Consider the following 17,365-nt stretch of genomic DNA (forward strand, 5'->3'; position numbering starts at 1 on the left):
AAATTAACGTAGTTCACTGCCGCACAGGCAGCTTAGAAAAGCCGTGGCACCCATATAGCCAATTGTAGCTAGTTCACTGCCGCACAGGCAGCTTAGAAAGTCGCCTTATAACTGCATAAGAATATGATTATGTTCACTGCCGCACAGGCAGCTTAGAAATAATGCTTCCACAATTGCTTTCATGACCTTTTGTTCACTGCCGCACAGGCAGCTTAGAAACAACACTTGTATAAAAGTTTTCCTTGTCTTGATGTTCACTGCCGCACAGGCAGCTTAGAAAACAGGAAAACGCTTTCAGCCATACTTTGATAAGTTCACTGCCGCACAGGCAGCTTAGAAAGCAAATCTGTAGTGATTAAACCGCAAATCTGTGTTCACTGCCGCACAGGCAGCTTAGAAACAACGCTCACCAATCAACATATGAGCAAAACCGTTCACTGCCGCACAGGCAGCTTAGAAAAAAACATCTCGGAAACATTTGGAAGAGAGCGGTTCACTGCCGCACAGGCAGCTTAGAAAGGCAGCTGAATTGCACCTTGAATTAACAATTCGTTCACTGCCGCACAGGCAGCTTAGAAAATTCGCTTTCGTTGTACTCGTCAATTTTTGATGTTCACTGCCGCACAGGCAGCTTAGAAATGCCGCGAACTTGCGCAAAATGCCCTCACTTGGTTCACTGCCGCACAGGCAGCTTAGAAATTCGATTTTCTTGCGCTCGATCACAGCCATTTGTTCACTGCCGCACAGGCAGCTTAGAAACACAGCAACAATGGAACTCAAAAACGAGTGTTGTTCACTGCCGCACAGGCAGCTTAGAAAGAAAGCCTTTTTTTCTAGCTGCGGATCGAATTGTTCACTGCCGCACAGGCAGCTTAGAAAGGTTGATTTGAAAGAAGTTTCAGAAGAAGTATGTTCACTGCCGCACAGGCAGCTTAGAAACGACTCGCATCAACAAAGAAACAGACAGAAAGGTTCACTGCCGCACAGGCAGCTTAGAAACGACTCGCATCAACAAAGAAACAGACAGAAAGGTTCACTGCCGCACAGGCAGCTTAGAAAACATCTTTTAGTGATGATACAAGCGTGAAATCGTTCACTGCCGCACAGGCAGCTTAGAAAGCCAACCCGTGTTTTGCAAATGGCGCTCTAACTGTTCACTGCCGCACAGGCAGCTTAGAAAGTCTGTGTTAATCTGAATACCGCGCGTATTAAGTTCACTGCCGCACAGGCAGCTTAGAAAACTGCTCTAAATGCTGATCGCTCACGTCTGCCGTTCACTGCCGCACAGGCAGCTTAGAAAGCTTTAAGCGTCCATGTGTTGCTATTGTGTGAGTTCACTGCCGCACAGGCAGCTTAGAAATTCCCAATCCCATTTGAGTTGTCCGTCAATATGTTCACTGCCGCACAGGCAGCTTAGAAAATTCATCAAAGCCGGTACACATCATTTGTGCGGTTCACTGCCACACAGGCAGCTTAGAAAAATCCGAGATTTTCACTGATACTACGCTTTCTGTTCACTGCCGCACAGGCAGCTTAGAAACAAAGTTCGCTACTTTGACAAAGTATCAAAGAGTTCACTGCCGCACAGGCAGCTTAGAAAGAGGGTTCTCAATGTTATCAATAAAGCCTCTAGTTCACTGCCGCACAGGCAGCTTAGAAAACCATCTTCTTTTTTCTGCATTGTAATTGCAGGTTCACTGCCGCACAGGCAGCTTAGAAAATCTTTTTGTAAGGCTTCATGAGCTCCGCTTTGTTCACTGCCGCACAGGCAGCTTAGAAAGTTTTCATCTGTTGCAACAGTGTGCTTTAAAAGTTCACTGCCGCACAGGCAGCTTAGAAAGAGGCAAAGGACGCGCCAACAATTAAGCCCAAGTTCACTGCCGCACAGGCAGCTTAGAAACAAGAAGCGTTGAAGCCTGCCCAATTTCGCTCAGTTCACTGCCGCACAGGCAGCTTAGAAACCTCTGTTTTGATTGAATTTGTCGTTATATTCGTTCACTGCCGCACAGGCAGCTTAGAAACCTCTGTTTTGATTGAATTTGTCGTTATATTCGTTCACTGCCGCACAGGCAGCTTAGAAATGTGAAACTAAATTCTTGAACTTGGATTTCTGGTTCACTGCCGCACAGGCAGCTTAGAAAAGATTGCGCCTGATCAACAATATCTGCATCAAGTTCACTGCCGCATAGGCAGCTTAGAAAAACAAACCCTGTTTCTAAAGTTAATTTAATTAGTTCACTGCCGCATAGGCAGCTTAGAAAAGTCCAGCTGGTGACTTTCTCTAAAAAGGAAAGTTCACTGCCGCATAGGCAGCTTAGAAATGGTCATGCAAGTGATGCCTGATGTTGAGGCTGTTCACTGCCGCATAGGCAGCTTAGAAAATCTGATTTAATTCAATCAGCTTTGTTTGGCAGTTCACTGCCGCATAGGCAGCTTAGAAACTACATGAAAAATATCCTAATGCTCAATTAGTGTTCACTGCCGCATAGGCAGCTTAGAAAAAAGTCGAAAATGATAATGGTTTCACTTCTCCGTTCACTGCCGCATAGGCAGCTTAGAAACTAGAATGTTATTAATTCTAGAGCGTTGGTTACGTTCACTGCCGCATAGGCAGCTTAGAAAATTTAGCTATCACTAGCTATATGAGTACACTAGTTCACTGCCGCATAGGCAGCTTAGAAATCCCTAATCAACCTGCCGTTGCCGATCGTTTCGTTCACTGCCGCATAGGCAGCTTAGAAAATGATTTGGGCTTTGATACGTTTGGGTAATTCGTTCACTGCCGCATAGGCAGCTTAGAAATTTATCGCTATGTTCGATCCATGTCACGTTGTGTTCACTGCCGCATAGGCAGCTTAGAAATTTAAAAATTCAGTAAGTACGCCTGCTAAGCTGTTCACTGCCGCATAGGCAGCTTAGAAAACATTTTCCAATCAAGGAAGGTAAAGCGCCAGGTTCACTGCCGCATAGGCAGCTTAGAAAGAAAAAATTAGTGTTGTACTCCATGATTGCAAGTTCACTGCCGCATAGGCAGCTTAGAAATGCAATGACGTGGATTGTTGAAGCCATTTCTAGTTCACTGCCGCATAGGCAGCTTAGAAAGCTTCTGCTGCTGCTTCGGATGCTTCTTCTGCGTTCACTGCCGCATAGGCAGCTTAGAAAGCATTTTTTAATCAAACATGGCGATAAAAGGCGTTCACTGCCGCATAGGCAGCTTAGAAAGCTACTATGACGCTTTTTACGTTCTTCAATTGGTTCACTGCCGCATAGGCAGCTTAGAAACACAAACTTCTTGCTAACCTCATTGATTTTCTGTTCACTGCCGCATAGGCAGCTTAGAAATTATTGAATTTCGCAACCATAAGCCGCGCGGCGTTCACTGCCGCATAGGCAGCTTAGAAAGCAAAGAAAAGGCGGTTATCAATCTTTCAAGGGTTCACTGCCGCATAGGCAGCTTAGAAAATGCTTTTAAGAACTTCTCAGGATTGTTCTCTGTTCACTGCCGCATAGGCAGCTTAGAAAACCAAAGGCATTTTGTTCTTTGCCTCAATCATCATGTTCACTGCCGCACAGGCAGCTTAGAAAATGTTCTGTATGATCATTAACCGCAAGTTTGCGTTCACTGCCGCACAGGCAGCTTAGAAAAAAAGGTGGGTTTGTTTACGATATAGGCACATGTTCACTGCCGCATAGGCAGCTTAGAAAGCTAGATTTGTAGTGCCATCGGGGTTTAGGGGGTTCACTGCCGCACAGGCAGCTTAGAAAAGTGGTTCCATGGTGAATTTGGAAAGTTTGCGGTTCACTGACTAAAAATTGAGAGTTTATAAATGACATTACTAAAAGTGTTGGTACGACCTTTGTTTGTGTTGAAAATTCATTCATCACATCCTTGCCAGTGTTTGCGGATGCCAATAGCAATACCGGTGGCAGCACACAATGGAATAATTCAGTGAACATTAAAATGTCCATCGATATGTATGACAATGGGGTGATGGACATTGGTATCAATGCAGAAATTGAAAATAAAAATGAAATCTCAGACAGATTTAAACATTATTGCGGCTATGTGCTTGGGCGTTTATTCAGTGGTCAGTTGTATAAACGCGGCTGGGTGAATAATGAGCATTTTGGTACAAGCAGCCATTAAGACTGTTGCATTTGTAGCCATTGATCAAGCGCGTTGGCAAATTGTTGACGCTCTTTTTGTGATAATGGTGGTGGACCTGAAGTTTGTACGCCACTTGAGCGTAATTCATCCATAAAGTTGCGTAAACTTAAACGTGAACCAATCGTCTCTTTCGTTAAAGGTTCGCCACGTGGTGTGATGACCAAAGCACCTTTTGCAATGGCATCGGCGGCAAGTGGAATGTCTGCCGTGATGAGCAATTCACCAGCATTGATGCGCGCGACAATTTCATGGTCAGCCACATCAAAGCCTTGAGGCACCGTCAAAGAGCGGATGAACGGGGAAACGGGCACAGATAAATTTTGGTTCGCCACTAAATAGAGCATGGTTGAGGTGCGTTTAGCCGCACGGTATAAAATCTCTTTGATCACTTTTGGACACGCATCGGCATCCACCCAAATGGTCATGGTTTGATCCTTACAATAGAAAGCTGAGATGATAGAGAATAAAAAGCCCTTCGTAAAGAAGGGCGTTGTGTTTTCAGCGATTTAGAAGTTATAACGTAAATCTAAACGCACTTTTGTATCACGGTAGTCTTGTCTCTTTTTACCTTGCGCATAAGAAACGCCACCCGTTAAACGAAGATCCTTATTCAATTGACTGGTAAAGCCCACTTCAATTTGATAAATATCGCGTGCATTTTGTTGGCTGATGGTGGTCATGCCATTGCCATTTTGGACATTCACTTTAAATGGTTTGGTATTGTGGAAATAGTTGAGCTCCATATATGGCGTTGTTGAACCATTAAAGAGCGTTTTATCCCCATAAACACGCGCACCCACACGAATTTGTACATTACCGCTATTACTGGTCACAATGTTGCCATTTGCTTCTTCATGGCGATCTGACTTCACGCCCATATAGGTCAATTGCACTTGTGGTTGGAAGTAAGAGTTTTCAGAAATATTAAAGGCATAACCTGCTTCAATCGAGGCCAATAAGCCTTTTGAATTATATTTCTCTGACGAAAATTTCTTACGTGTTATCTTGTTGTGTAAGTAAGCATATTGCACCCATGCATCAACATAGCGATGTTCAGTTGGCGTGTATGAACCATAAACACCCACAGCAAAACCGTTGCTATCCATATCCGCTTTGATGCCATGACGATGATTGCGGCTTATCCCCGATGCATGGCCATAAGCTGCCATTACACCAAATTGATACAACTCATTTTCCACCAAATCTTTACCAATATGAATGGTGTAGTAATCCATCTTTGCAGAAATATCTTGCGTTAAACTTGAACGCATTTTATTAAAGCCTGCTTGTGCATGAACCCAAACGCCATTTTCACCCGGTAAATAGAGACGATCATGGAATTTTAAGTTAAACATGTGGTTAGCGGTTGCATGTTGTGACAAATAAGCAACCGTTTCTGGGCTGTAAATCGGCGCAGGTGCAGGTTTATTAGGCTCAGGTTTTGGCTCTTCAGGCTCTTCATCTTCAGGATCTTTTGGCAATGGATCCGGTGCTGCACAAGTATCTGAACTTGAACGAGTATCACAAGGATCAACTGGCTTGCTTGGCTCTTCAGGCTGCGGATCAACGGGCTCACTTGGCTCTTCAGGCTGCGGATCAACGGGCTCACTTGGCTCTTCAGGCTGAGGATCAACCGGTTTGCTTGGTTCTTCAGGCTGAGGATCAACCGGTTTGCTTGGTTCTTCAGGCTGAGGATCAACCGGCTTGTTTGGCTCTTCAGGCTGCGGATCAACGGGCTCACTTGGTTCTTCAGGCTGAGGATCAACCGGCTTGCTTGGTTCTTCAGGATGCGGATCAACTGGCTCACTTGGTTCTTCAGGCTGAGGATCAACCGGCTTGCTTGGTTCTTCAGGATGCGGATCAACTGGCTTGCTTGGTTCTTCAGGATGCGGATCAACTGGCTTGCTTGGCTCTTCAGGCTGTGGATCAACTGGTTTGCTTGGTTCTTCAGGCTGTGGATCAACCGGTTTGCTTGGTTCTTCAGGTTTCTCGATTGGATTTGCAGGTTCTAATGGTGTCCATGGAATGGAGGGCTTAAACTCAGTGCTGCCCACTAAATACCAATCATTGCCACGTTTTTCCAATGCTGTAAAGTCAGTCACGCCAGAGCGTATACCGCGGCTTGGGTCTAATTGGAAAGCGGTTGCTTCACTGGTGCCTTGGACATTGATGAGTAAAATTCCTTGATCTGTGAATTGACCTTCGATTTTTTGTACGATCACATTCGTATTGCCAGATGCATCACCTGTGATGATCAATAAATCTTTATGCGTTGTATCAAAAGGATTAACCTCAGCGCCATCAGTTGTCGTATTGCGCTTGATGTTATCTGTATTGACTGCGCCAAATACCAATGTACCGCCCTTACCAATGTAATTGCCATTAAACGTCACTTTACCACGGTCAGCAGTGCCATTGTCGTTCGCGCCAGCAAGTTGAATGATGCCATTGTTGGTGACATGACCAAATTCGCTGTTAGCGTAAGCATGGATGCTGCCATCGTTCAACGTTTGTCCCAATTTTGCACCGGAAAGGGCAGTGATCGTACCTTTGTTATTAAAACGAGCACTCTCTTTGGTTAAATCAGCGGCGCCATTGAATTGTAACGTTGCGCCATCAGCGACATTCAATGTGCCTAAAAATTCATACTGCTGACCATCAATGATGAGGTTTCCGGCAGTCAAATCAAATTGTTTACCTTCAGCAATGCCAAGCGTGCCATCCACTTGTGAGCCTTTGGCATCACTTAAAGTGATGTTGCCATCAATCGTAGCTAATTTAGCGCCTTTGGTAACAGCGAGTTGTTCACCGATGTTGATGTCACCTTTTGTTGCGGTAAACTCTGCTTGATCCTCTATATTCATGGTGCTTTTGACTGTAACATCGCCAGCTGTTTTATAAATGGCTGCATTGCGCATATTGACATTATTGGCTGTTAAAGATGCAGTGGCATCAACATCAATGGCAGCAGCGGCATCATCTTTTAAGAAATCGACCAATTGATCATAGGTGAGCTCATATTTTTCAGGCGACTTGAGGCCGGGTGCATTGAATTTACGATCATCATTTGAGCCATCAAAATAGCTGGCATCATAAATTTGGGCATGATTTGCCAATGTGAAATCACCTGCAATGTCCAAAGTATTGCCTAAGAATGCGCTTTTTTCGTTTTCATTTGCATTGTCAACAATGAAATTATTCGCCTGAATGGTGCTGTTGATGATGACCAATTCAGCATCATTCGCGGACAACGAAATAGTGTCTTCAACATTGAGTGCGCCATGGATCATGGAGAAACTTAAGTTGTCATTCTCTTTTGCAGTAAAATTGCCATGCACATTCACATCACTGTTGATGACGTTAAAGATATTATCACCACTTGCAAGGGTGAAATCGGCTTTTTGATCTGCTGTGCCCACATTGAGTGTGCTTTTTTTCGCATAACCTTCAGAGCGCTGAGGGAAACTTGTATTGATTTTATATAAGTATTCATTGGTTTCAGGATCTGTACCAATGTATTCTTGCACAAAGCTTAAGCCATCATTGATGGTGATGCTTTGATTATGGAACTCAATGCCGTGATCTGCGCTGATCGTGCTGCCGGTGGAAACTGTGTTATAGCCTTTATCTTTAGATAAATCAGATCCACCTTTCCAAGTCTTATTGGTCATGTGAATGTTTGATTCATCATTGGCATGTAAACCTGCGCCATGACCATTAAAGTTGGCGGCACCTTCTAATCTACCTTCTGAACGACTGGCAAATAAACGTGAACCATTGGTAAAGTTGGTGTCTTTTTTAAAGGCAAAGCGACTGCTGCTGGCATTAAAGTCAGCACCAGTCCCTGGTGTTGAACCAGAAAATTCAACATTGTCCGTCACCGTTAAATCAGCATCGTCACGGATATAAAAAGCACCGCCGCCTTCATCGTAAATCGGATCATGTGGACGCATGCCATTGTTATAAGCATGATTAATGTCATAGCCTAATGCATCACCATTTGAACCATTATATGAGTTATCACAGCTTTCAGGTGTATTGGTGCCTTCACAACGTGTGTTCTCAATACGCTTGGCAGAATCATTATTTTTAAATGTTAAGTTCTTTAAGGTTTCCGTTGATTTGTCAATGGTGACAAGGGTATAGCCTTCAATGATCATGTCATTGTCTTGACCTAACAGATTTGTAGAGGCGGCTTGATGATCCCCGATGTATAGATTCACGCCAGGCGTCACATAAATGTCGCCTTTAAAATCATTTTCCGCACCATTGTTAGACACTAAATGAATGTCACGGCCATAACGATCGCCTTTACTGAATGGGCTCAAATGACCATTATGATCATATTTAGGTTCACCTGAGTGATCTGCATATGGATCATAATTGGGATCTGCAACGCCTAAAATGGGCTTATATTGAATGTCTGTCGCGCCAAAGTATACATTTTTATCGCCACTGATTTTTTCATCATAACGAACGCCACTGACAGGTTGGTAATGTTCAGAAGGCACATCCTGGGTTTGGTTATTGTTTAAAATCACCAAATCACCTTTTTGAGGCGCGGGCTCAAAGCCTTCAAAACCATTGATGCCTTTAGTTTCTGCGAATGCATTTGCACCCATCAATGCCACAACGCCAGCAACAGCCGCCTTCACAGTGGTTGATTTAGATTTCTGTTGTGATTTGCCCAATTCGGAAGTCACCACCCATTGATTGAGTGCCATGCTCCACACAATTTTAAATACTTTATTCATACTGTAATTTACATTTACCTAGATATTGTTAGTTAATTTTAAGTTAAATCGGCTCCATAGCTAGGTTAGTATAGATATGTAAATAATGACTTATATCAAATTATATTTAATTAACAAAAAATAAGTATCTATATAAAAATAAAGGGAATATATTTTTTATATGTATAGAAAATATGCAAAAATAATGTTTTTTGCTTAAAACGATGTTTTTAAATGTAAAGAAAGGCAGAAGGGATTGTAGGAAGTTTTAGGCAATAAAAAAGCCCTTCATTGAAGGGCTTAAAAATTGGAGCGGGAAACGAGACTCGAACTCGCGACCCCAACCTTGGCAAGGTTGTGCTCTACCAACTGAGCTATTCCCGCAAAAAGCGTTGTGGATATGATGATTTGGTCTTCATCACATCACCTTATGTCTAAGGATTTAATTTGGAGCGGGAAACGAGACTCGAACTCGCGACCCCAACCTTGGCAAGGTTGTGCTCTACCAACTGAGCTATTCCCGCAGAAGAGGTGTGCATTATACAACTTTTTCAGACCTTGTCTGCTCAAAGATTGCGCAAAGTGTAATTTTTTTTGATTTATGCACCATTTTTGATTGCCAACTACCAACTTTACGCGCTCTCTTGTAAAATCAAACCCCACATTCATTTATTAGAGGACAAGGCATGAAAATAGGATTCATCGGTGGTGGCAATATGGCAGAAGGCATCATTGCAGGCTTAGTGAAGGGATTTTTACCCGCATCCATTTTTGTGGCTGATCCAAGTGTTGATCGTCAAATGCATCTTTCATCCTCATATGGCATCAACACTTTTGAGCATTATCGCTATTTTTTATCAGAAGTGGATTACATTGTGTTGGCCATTAAACCACAAGGTTTTGCAGCATTGTTGCCAGAAATGAGTGCGCACATTCAGCCGCATCAAGTGGTGATCTCCATTGCAGCGGGCGTGACGGTGTCAGCGATTACACAATTATTACCGATTAATGAGTTGCCCATTGTGCGTGCGATGCCAAACATGGCAGCAAAAGTTGGGCACGGCGTGACGGGATTATATGCCAATTCTTATATGACGGCCGATCGCATCAATTGTGTGACAGAGATGTTCGAAGGTTGCGGGATGGCAACATGGGTGAAAGATGAATCCTTAATCAATGCCGTGATTGCGGTTGCAGGTTCAAGTCCAGCGTATTTCTTCTATTTTGCCGAAATCATTGGGCAAGTGGGCGCACAAATGGGACTGAATCCTGAAGAAGCGACGCGCATGGCGGTTGAAACGATGCTCGGCAGTGCCAAATTAGCGGCAGAGGGTGAATCTGAATTGCCAGATTTGATTCGTAGCATCTGTTCTCCTAAGGGCACCACAGAACAAGCAATGGCCGTTTTTAAAGACAATGATGCTTTATTCAACGTGGTTAAATCTGCCATGACGGCAACGGTTGAGCGCAGTGAAGTGCTCGCGAAATCTTTAGAGGCAACCATTAAAGGTGAGGATCACTGATGACAGGATTATTAGAATTTATCATTAAATTGGTGTTTAACTGCATCAGCTTTTTGGTGTTACTTCGCTTTTTATTGCAATGCGTGAAAGTGAATTTCTTTCACCCGATGATTCAAATTTTGGTGCGCATCACCAATCCGATTGTATTGCCTGTGCGAAGAATCACACCCGTATTTAGCAGCTGGGATTGGTCATGCATGGTGGTGGTGCTGTTAGCGGGCATCATTAAGTATGTGCTCATAATGTTATTGATGCGCCTTGCGCTCTCGCCATTGATTGTGCTCGGGCTTATTTTAATAGAGATCATTCAAGACATTTTGACCATCTATTTTTATGCCATCATTGGTGTGTCGTTATGCAGCTGGTTTCGAGAGTCGCCGAATGCGCGCATTGTGCTGGATGTGTTAGGGCGTTTAACTGCGCCATTGATGCGCCTTTTTAATTTCACATTGCGTTATCGCAACATTGATTTTAAACCGATGGTTGTTTTATTGGCGATCATGCTGGTGCAATCAGGATTATACATCGTCAAATCCTTTTTACTCAACTGGGGTTTGTAGATGATGGCAGAAGAGATAGAGCCTCAGGATGAATTTTTCATGCGTGAGGCTTTAGTGGAAGCACAAAAAGCGGCCGCGATTGGCGAAATTCCCATTGGCGCAGTGATCGTCAAAGATGGGCAAATCATTGCCCGCGGCTTTAATGAGTCGATCACCACAAATGATCCGACAGCGCATGCTGAAATTGTCGCCATTCGCCGAGCAGGGCAAGCTTTAAATAATTATCGGCTCATTGATTGCGAACTCTATGTGACGTTAGAGCCTTGCATGATGTGTGCCGGCAGCTTTGTACACAGCCGCTTAAAACGCATCATCTTTGGGGCCGGAGATTCCCGCCATGGTGCGCTTGGCACACAATTGAATGTCAATACCTTTGCTTCTTTTAACCACCGCGTTATGATAACGCAAGCGGTTTTGGCCGAAGAGTGTCGCACATTAATACAGTCGTTTTTCAAAGAGAGACGACAACAACAAAAAAGCAGTAGGAGGGAGTAATGTCAACCATCAAGGAAGCCTATCTTAAGGAGATAGAAACACGCGGGTATAATATTGATCCGATTCAGTTGCGCGTGGCAGAAGAGTACGATCGATTAAAAGTAAAGATTGAAAATGATGAGCCTGTCGTAGATCAACGCAAATTATCGTTTTTTCAAAAACTCACCAAAAAAGTGCCCGATCAAGCCAAGCAATATGCTGATCCCCGCGGTATTTATATTTATGGACGCGTCGGGCGCGGTAAAACGTTTTTGATGGATCTTTTTTATCACAACATCAATGTGCCAAAGATTCGCAATCACTATTATCACTTCATGCAGGATGTGCATAATGAACTCAGAAGCTTTCAGGGCGAGAGCGACCCTTTAAAATTGGTGGCCAAGCGCTATGCTGAAAAATGCAAAGTGCTCTGCATTGATGAATTCCACGTGATTGACATCACAGATGCCATGATTTTGTATCGCTTGTTAGAATCTCTATTAGATGAAGGTATTTTCTTCATCACAACCTCAAACCGTGAACCGGATGAGTTGTATAAAAATGGTTTACAGCGCGATAAATTCTTGCCCGCCATTGAGATCATTAAAAAACGTTTGGTGTCTGTGCCTTTAGACAGTGATAAAGATTATCGCATGCGCCATTTAGAATCGGCGGATGTATGGTTCACAGGTTCTGTCGATGCGCAAATCGCGCATTTTGAACAAGCCTTTGATGAGCTTACCGGTCACAGTCAAGGGCCGATCACCCGTGATGTCAATGGTCATGCCTTTGAGATGCTTAAAGTGGGCAATGATGCCACATGGTTCACTTTTAAAGAGGCGTGTGCAAAGCCGCGTGCCTCACAAGACTTCATTCAATTGGCCGCTGATTACAATACGGTCTTTTTAAGTGGCGTGCCGATTTTAAATCGGGATCGTCAAAATGAAGCACGCCGATTTGTGATTATGATCGATGAGTTTTATGATCAAGGTGTTAAAATCATTATAGGCGCTGAAACAAATCTAGCTGAACTCTATGAAACAAAAGGCACGAATGCCTTGGATTTTGAGTTTGATCGCACCGTCAGCCGCCTCATTGAAATGCAGTCAGAAACCTATTTACATCAACCGAAACGCCAGGCATAAGGGAGAAAAAGATGAGTCCTTCTATTTCTGAACAAACCATAGAGCAGTACATTCACGCGTTGCGTCAAACGCCATTTCAAGGGGAAATAGAAGTCAGCGAGGCATCGCGCTTGGTGCATTCGGTGGATAACTCCATTTACGAGGTCAAACCCGCTGCGGTGTTGTACCCGAAAAACAGTGAAGATGTGGCAATTGTGACAGCGCTGCTGGCAAAGCGAGAACATCAAGGCGTGAACATCACGGCCAAAGGTGGCGGCACGGGCACGAATGGTCAATCCCTCAATACGGGGATCATTTTAGATTTATCGCGCCACATGAATCAGATTTTAAGTTTTGATGCTGAAAAGCATCAAGTGACGGTACAAACAGGCGTTGTGAAAGATCAGCTCAATGCCTTTTTAAAACCCCATGGCTTTTTCTTTGCCCCTGAATTGTCTACGTCCAACCGCGCAACCATTGGCGGAATGATCAATACAGACGCATCGGGGCAAGGCAGTTTTACCTATGGTAAAACGCGCCATCATGTGATCGCTTTAAAAGGCTTTTTGCCAAATGGTGCACCGATTGACACCACTCAAAATAACCCATTGAGTGAAACGGTGGCCAATCTCATTGCCCCAAATGTGGAGAGCATGAATGCCCATTTCCCTGAGCTCAATCGCTCTATGACTGGGTATGATGCCAAACATTTTTATGAAGATGAAACCCATAACTTAAAGCATCTATTATGTGGGGCAGAGGGCACGCTGGGCATTCTAACGGAAGCGACGCTCAATGTTTTACCAATCCCGAAATATCGCACGCTGGTGATTCTCAGCTATGATGATTTCATCGCCTCTTTAAGGCATTCAAGTTATTTAATGGATGCACCTGTGACGCCAACATCCATTGAAGTATTAGATGATCGCGTGGTGGAACGTGCGCAAAACGATTATGTGTGGGAAGTGAATCAGCACCATTTTAAAGGTGTGGATTTTGATCGTTTAAAAGCCATTTTATTGGTGGAGTTTAACAGCGATGATGAAGCAGAATTGGCAGATTCTGTGGCGAAATTTGCCACGTATATGCAAGAGAGTCAATACAGTGCACTGCTATCCTCAAATGTGATTCAAGGGGAAGCGGCGATTAAAGATGTGTATGGCTTAAGAAAACGCGCGGTGGGTTTACTTGGTAACATCAAAGGTGAGCGCAGAACCATGGCATTTGTGGAAGATTGCGCCGTGCCACCGGAAGCTTTGGCAGATTTCATCACAGAATTTAAAGCAGTGTTAGATGCACAAAATCTCATGTATGGCATGTTTGGTCATGTGGATGCAGGGGTCCTGCATGTGCGCCCAGCCCTTGATCTTAAAACGCCAGAAGATCGTGCAATGATCCGCAAAGTGAGTGATCAAGTGTATGATTTATGCGTGAAATACAAAGGTGTTTTATGGGGTGAACATGGTAAAGGGGTACGCTCTGAATATTGCGAACCTTTCTTTGGGGATTTTTACCCAGTGATTCGTGCCATTAAATCTGCCTTTGATCCACACAATCAAATGAATCCTGGGAAAATTGCCGCACCGTTAGAAATGACGGATGCAACGCTTAAGAAAATCGACGCAACGCCAATGCGCGGCGAGTTTGATGCCTTGATCACCGAAGAGATGTGGAATGAGTACCGCCGCATCAACTTCTGTAATGGTAATGGTGCGTGTTTTAACTATGATGTCCATTCACCAATGTGCCCAAGTTATAAAGCCACACGTGATCGTGTTCAATCACCGAAAGGGCGCGCGATGCTCATTAAAGAGTGGGAACGTCGTCGCTGTACGGATCAAAATACGCCAGAATTTGAAGAAGAGATTTTCAAAGCCCTAGAAACTTGTTTAAGTTGCGGCTCTTGTACTTCTGAATGTCCGGTTATGATCAATATTCCCAATGCCCGTTCACAGTTTATGGAGGTTTATTATCAAACCCGTAAACGCCCGCTGGTGCACACCATTTTAGCGCAATCTGAAGAGCGCGCACCGATGTTGTATCAGATGCGAAACCTCACCAACCCGCTGTTTAAATTGCCGATGACCAAAAGCATCATGCAAAAAATTGGGTTAGTGGATGCCACAATGCCACAAGACAATGGCGTGGCGGCATTGGTGAAGGCGGGTAAAGTGACGCAGTGGACAATTGCAGATGTTGAACGCTTAACGGCGGCGCAATTTGACCCGGAACACAGCGTGATCATTGTACCTGATGCATTGACGGAATATTTTGATGGCCATGTGCTCAAAGATTGCATTGAAGTGTTGCATCAATTGGGGTTGAAAGTCTTTTTAGCGCCGTATCAAAATTCTGGTAAAGCGTACCATGTGCTCGGCATGCGTGATCAATTTAAGCGTTCGGCTGAGCAGCAATATAAAATGCTGGTGCAATTGTCTAAGCTTGGCGTGCCAATGGTGGGCATTGAGCCGCCGATTACTGTCATGTATCGCAAGGATTACAAGCAGCTCTTTGGCACCGATACCAATGTGCGCCTTGTGCAAGAGTTTTTGGCGGAGTATTTGGCCAAGGCTCAATCTTTACCAAAAGCGACGGCGGCGACTTATTATTTGATGAGTCATTGCATGGAAAAAACCTCTGTACCGAATGCACCGGCTTTATGGCAACAAGTTTTTAAAGGGCTTGGCTTAACGGTAGAAGTGGTGGCAACGGGCTGCTGCGGCATGAGCGGCGCATTTGGCCACTTAAGTGCCCAAGCAGAATTGTCAGAGAAGATTTATGATCAATCTTGGCGTGTGAAGATCGACGGCATTGATGCAAAAGATCACATCATGGCGACAGGTTTTTCATGCCGCACGCAAGTGGAACGTTTTTCTGCCGTCAATGCGTTGCATCCTGTGAGTGTGTTACGCCGCGCTTTAGTCTAATTGAAGCGCTTTAAAATCAAAGCCTCGTTTGAATCATTCAAACGAGGCTTTTTTAATGGGTTTAAAAAGACAGAATCTTAACAGCAGCCCACACATTTTTTAGTGGGAGCGAAGCTTTCAGCTTGTGCTTCATTCCACACAGTTGAGTAGTATTGGCTGGCAATTTCATCTTTGAGTAACGCGCCAGGTTCTAAGTAATAATAAGTGTTCGAGAAGAGGCGCACTTCATTGTCTGTGGTTCTTAATACCAAATGATGGGGCTCTAACTCATGCACATTTGAAATACCTGCAGAACTTAACATCTCAGCCAGCGCATGGAGCGTATTGCGATGATAGTTATACACGCGGTTTTTCTTATTGGTGACATCTAGGCCTTTTTGACGCATTAAATCTTGCGTGGCAATGCCTGTTGGGCAGTTGTTTGTATGGCAGCTCAATGATTGAATGCAACCTAAGGCAAACATAAAGCCACGGGCGGAGTTCACCCAGTCTGCGCCAATGGCGATGGTGCGGGCAATGTCAAAGGCGCTGATGATTTTACCGCTTGCACCAATTTTGATTTGATCACGTAAGTTCGCGCCCACCAATGTGTTGTGCACAAAGAGCAAGCCTTCACGCAGTGGCGAACCAATGTGGTCTGCAAATTCAATGGGGGCAGAGCCTGTACCACCTTCTTTACCATCAACCACGATAAAGTCTGGCAAAATTCCAGTTTTGAGCATGGCTTTAACAATCGCGGCAAATTCCCACGCATGACCAATACAGAGTTTAAAACCGACAGGTTTACCATCACTGAGTTCGCGTAATTTTTGGATGAACTCTAACAATTCGATGGGCGTTGAAAATTCAGAATGTGTGGCAGGGGAGATACAATCACGATCCATCGGCACACCGCGTGTTTCGGCGATCTCTTTGGTGATTTTATCTTTTGGCAATACGCCACCATGCCCAGGTTTAGCGCCTTGGCTGATTTTGACCTCAATCATTTTGACTTGTGGCAAACGGGCTTTTTCACGGAATTTTTCAGGATCAAAACGGCCATCTTCTGTGCGACAACCAAAGTAACCACTGCCCAATTCCCAAATTAAATCCCCGCCATTTTCTAAATGGTATGGGCTGATGCTGCCTTCGCCTGTATCATGGGCAAAGTTACCCAATTTTGCGCCGCCATTTAAGGCTAAAACGGCGTTTGAGCTCAATGCACCAAAGCTCATGGCTGAAATGTTAAAGATGGAGGCGCTGTAGGGTTGTTTACACTCTTTGCCGCCAATGGTGACGCGAAAGCCATCAGGATCCGGCATGGCAACAGGTGCCATGGAATGGTTGATGAATTGAAAGCCTTTTTCATAAACATTTTGAATCGTCCCAAAGGCACGATTTGAGTTATGATTTTTTGATCGGTTATACACCAATTCACGTTGGCCATGGGTGAAAGGCACCGCTTCAGAGTCAGATTCAATGAAGTATTGACGGATTTCAGGGCGGAAATGTTTAAGGAGATAACGCAAGTTACCCAAAATTGGGTAGTTGCGACGAACCGCATAAGTCTTTTGGGAAATGTCTAAAATGCCGATGAAAATCAGCACCAGTGACACCCCAAAAACCACTTTACCCAGTGGAAAATGGAAGAGGATAGAAACGAGGGCAACAACAATTGCAAGTATGAAGAGGGAATAGCGCCCAATGTATGCAATAGCGGTCATGATATCTCCTTTGATAAATGGTGATAATGGCTTAGAATGGTGGGCGCTATCATACGCTAAATTGTTTTAAATTATAAGGAATTGTAGTTAAAATGTTGTCAAAGAGTAAAAAGGCGGCACCCGAGAACGAATGGGACTATCACTCCATTCCGA

At 44.2% G+C, this 17,365-nt stretch carries 9 protein-coding genes, 2 tRNA genes and 1 CRISPR repeat array (1 of these 12 running past the window's edge); of the genes, 6 read left to right on the plus strand and 5 right to left on the minus strand.

The window, feature by feature from the left end; translation table 11 throughout:
• A CRISPR array of direct repeats spans positions 1 to 3,765; the repeat unit is 28 nt; unit sequence GTTCACTGCCGCACAGGCAGCTTAGAAA; it begins 2,810 nt to the left of the window's first position.
• Between the two features lie 184 nt (positions 3,766 to 3,949).
• Complete coding sequence (locus B9T10_RS01065; protein WP_008314389.1) at positions 3,950 to 4,147, plus strand: hypothetical protein; 198 nt, start codon at positions 3,950 to 3,952, stop codon at positions 4,145 to 4,147.
• Here B9T10_RS01065 and B9T10_RS01070 read toward each other — a convergent pair.
• The 4 genes from B9T10_RS01070 to B9T10_RS01085 all read right to left on the minus strand — a co-directional run bounded on the left by B9T10_RS01070 (position 4,144) and on the right by B9T10_RS01085 (position 9,425).
• Positions 4,144 to 4,593, minus strand: a complete 450-nt coding sequence (locus B9T10_RS01070) for a YaiI/YqxD family protein (protein WP_094537592.1) — start codon at positions 4,591 to 4,593, stop codon at positions 4,144 to 4,146. The two genes, B9T10_RS01065 and B9T10_RS01070, sit on opposite strands and share 4 nt — an antisense overlap.
• Positions 4,594 to 4,674: 81 nt before the next feature.
• Entirely contained in the window at positions 4,675 to 8,922 is a 4,248-nt protein-coding gene (locus tag B9T10_RS01075; RefSeq protein ID WP_094537593.1) for an autotransporter outer membrane beta-barrel domain-containing protein, read from the minus strand.
• A gap of 287 nt (positions 8,923 to 9,209) precedes the next feature.
• Positions 9,210 to 9,285: transfer RNA gene (locus B9T10_RS01080), tRNA-Gly, on the minus strand.
• Between the two features lie 64 nt (positions 9,286 to 9,349).
• Positions 9,350 to 9,425, minus strand: a tRNA-Gly gene (locus B9T10_RS01085).
• Positions 9,426 to 9,587: 162 nt separating this feature from the next.
• Here B9T10_RS01085 and proC point away from each other — a divergent pair.
• Genes proC through B9T10_RS01110 form a run of 5 tightly spaced genes read left to right on the plus strand, consistent with a single transcriptional unit; the run spans position 9,588 to position 15,509 of the window.
• Complete coding sequence (gene proC, locus B9T10_RS01090) at positions 9,588 to 10,424, plus strand: pyrroline-5-carboxylate reductase (protein ID WP_094537594.1); 837 nt, start codon at positions 9,588 to 9,590, stop codon at positions 10,422 to 10,424.
• The gene (locus tag B9T10_RS01095) at positions 10,424 to 10,984 is read left to right on the plus strand and encodes a YggT family protein (protein WP_008314397.1); all 561 of its coding nucleotides are present in this window, start codon (positions 10,424 to 10,426) and stop codon (positions 10,982 to 10,984) included. Before proC ends, B9T10_RS01095 begins: the two co-directional genes overlap by 1 nt.
• A complete protein-coding gene (tadA, locus tag B9T10_RS01100; protein ID WP_008314398.1) occupies positions 10,985 to 11,479 on the plus strand; it encodes a tRNA adenosine(34) deaminase TadA in 495 nt (164 codons plus the stop codon).
• Complete coding sequence (zapE, locus tag B9T10_RS01105; RefSeq protein WP_094537595.1) at positions 11,479 to 12,603, plus strand: cell division protein ZapE; 1,125 nt, start codon at positions 11,479 to 11,481, stop codon at positions 12,601 to 12,603. The genes tadA and zapE overlap by 1 nt, the downstream gene beginning before the upstream one ends.
• 11 nt (positions 12,604 to 12,614) lie before the next feature.
• The gene (locus B9T10_RS01110; protein WP_094537596.1) at positions 12,615 to 15,509 is read left to right on the plus strand and encodes an FAD-binding and (Fe-S)-binding domain-containing protein; all 2,895 of its coding nucleotides are present in this window, start codon (positions 12,615 to 12,617) and stop codon (positions 15,507 to 15,509) included.
• 77 nt (positions 15,510 to 15,586) lie between these two features.
• On the opposite strand, the gene B9T10_RS01115 is transcribed toward B9T10_RS01110, so the two are convergent.
• Entirely contained in the window at positions 15,587 to 17,212 is a 1,626-nt protein-coding gene (locus B9T10_RS01115; RefSeq protein WP_094488654.1) for an FMN-binding glutamate synthase family protein, read from the minus strand.
• Positions 17,213 to 17,365 lie beyond the last annotated feature (153 nt).

The sequence above is a fragment of the Wohlfahrtiimonas chitiniclastica genome, assembly GCF_002252325.1.
Classification (GTDB): domain Bacteria; phylum Pseudomonadota; class Gammaproteobacteria; order Cardiobacteriales; family Wohlfahrtiimonadaceae; genus Wohlfahrtiimonas; species Wohlfahrtiimonas chitiniclastica.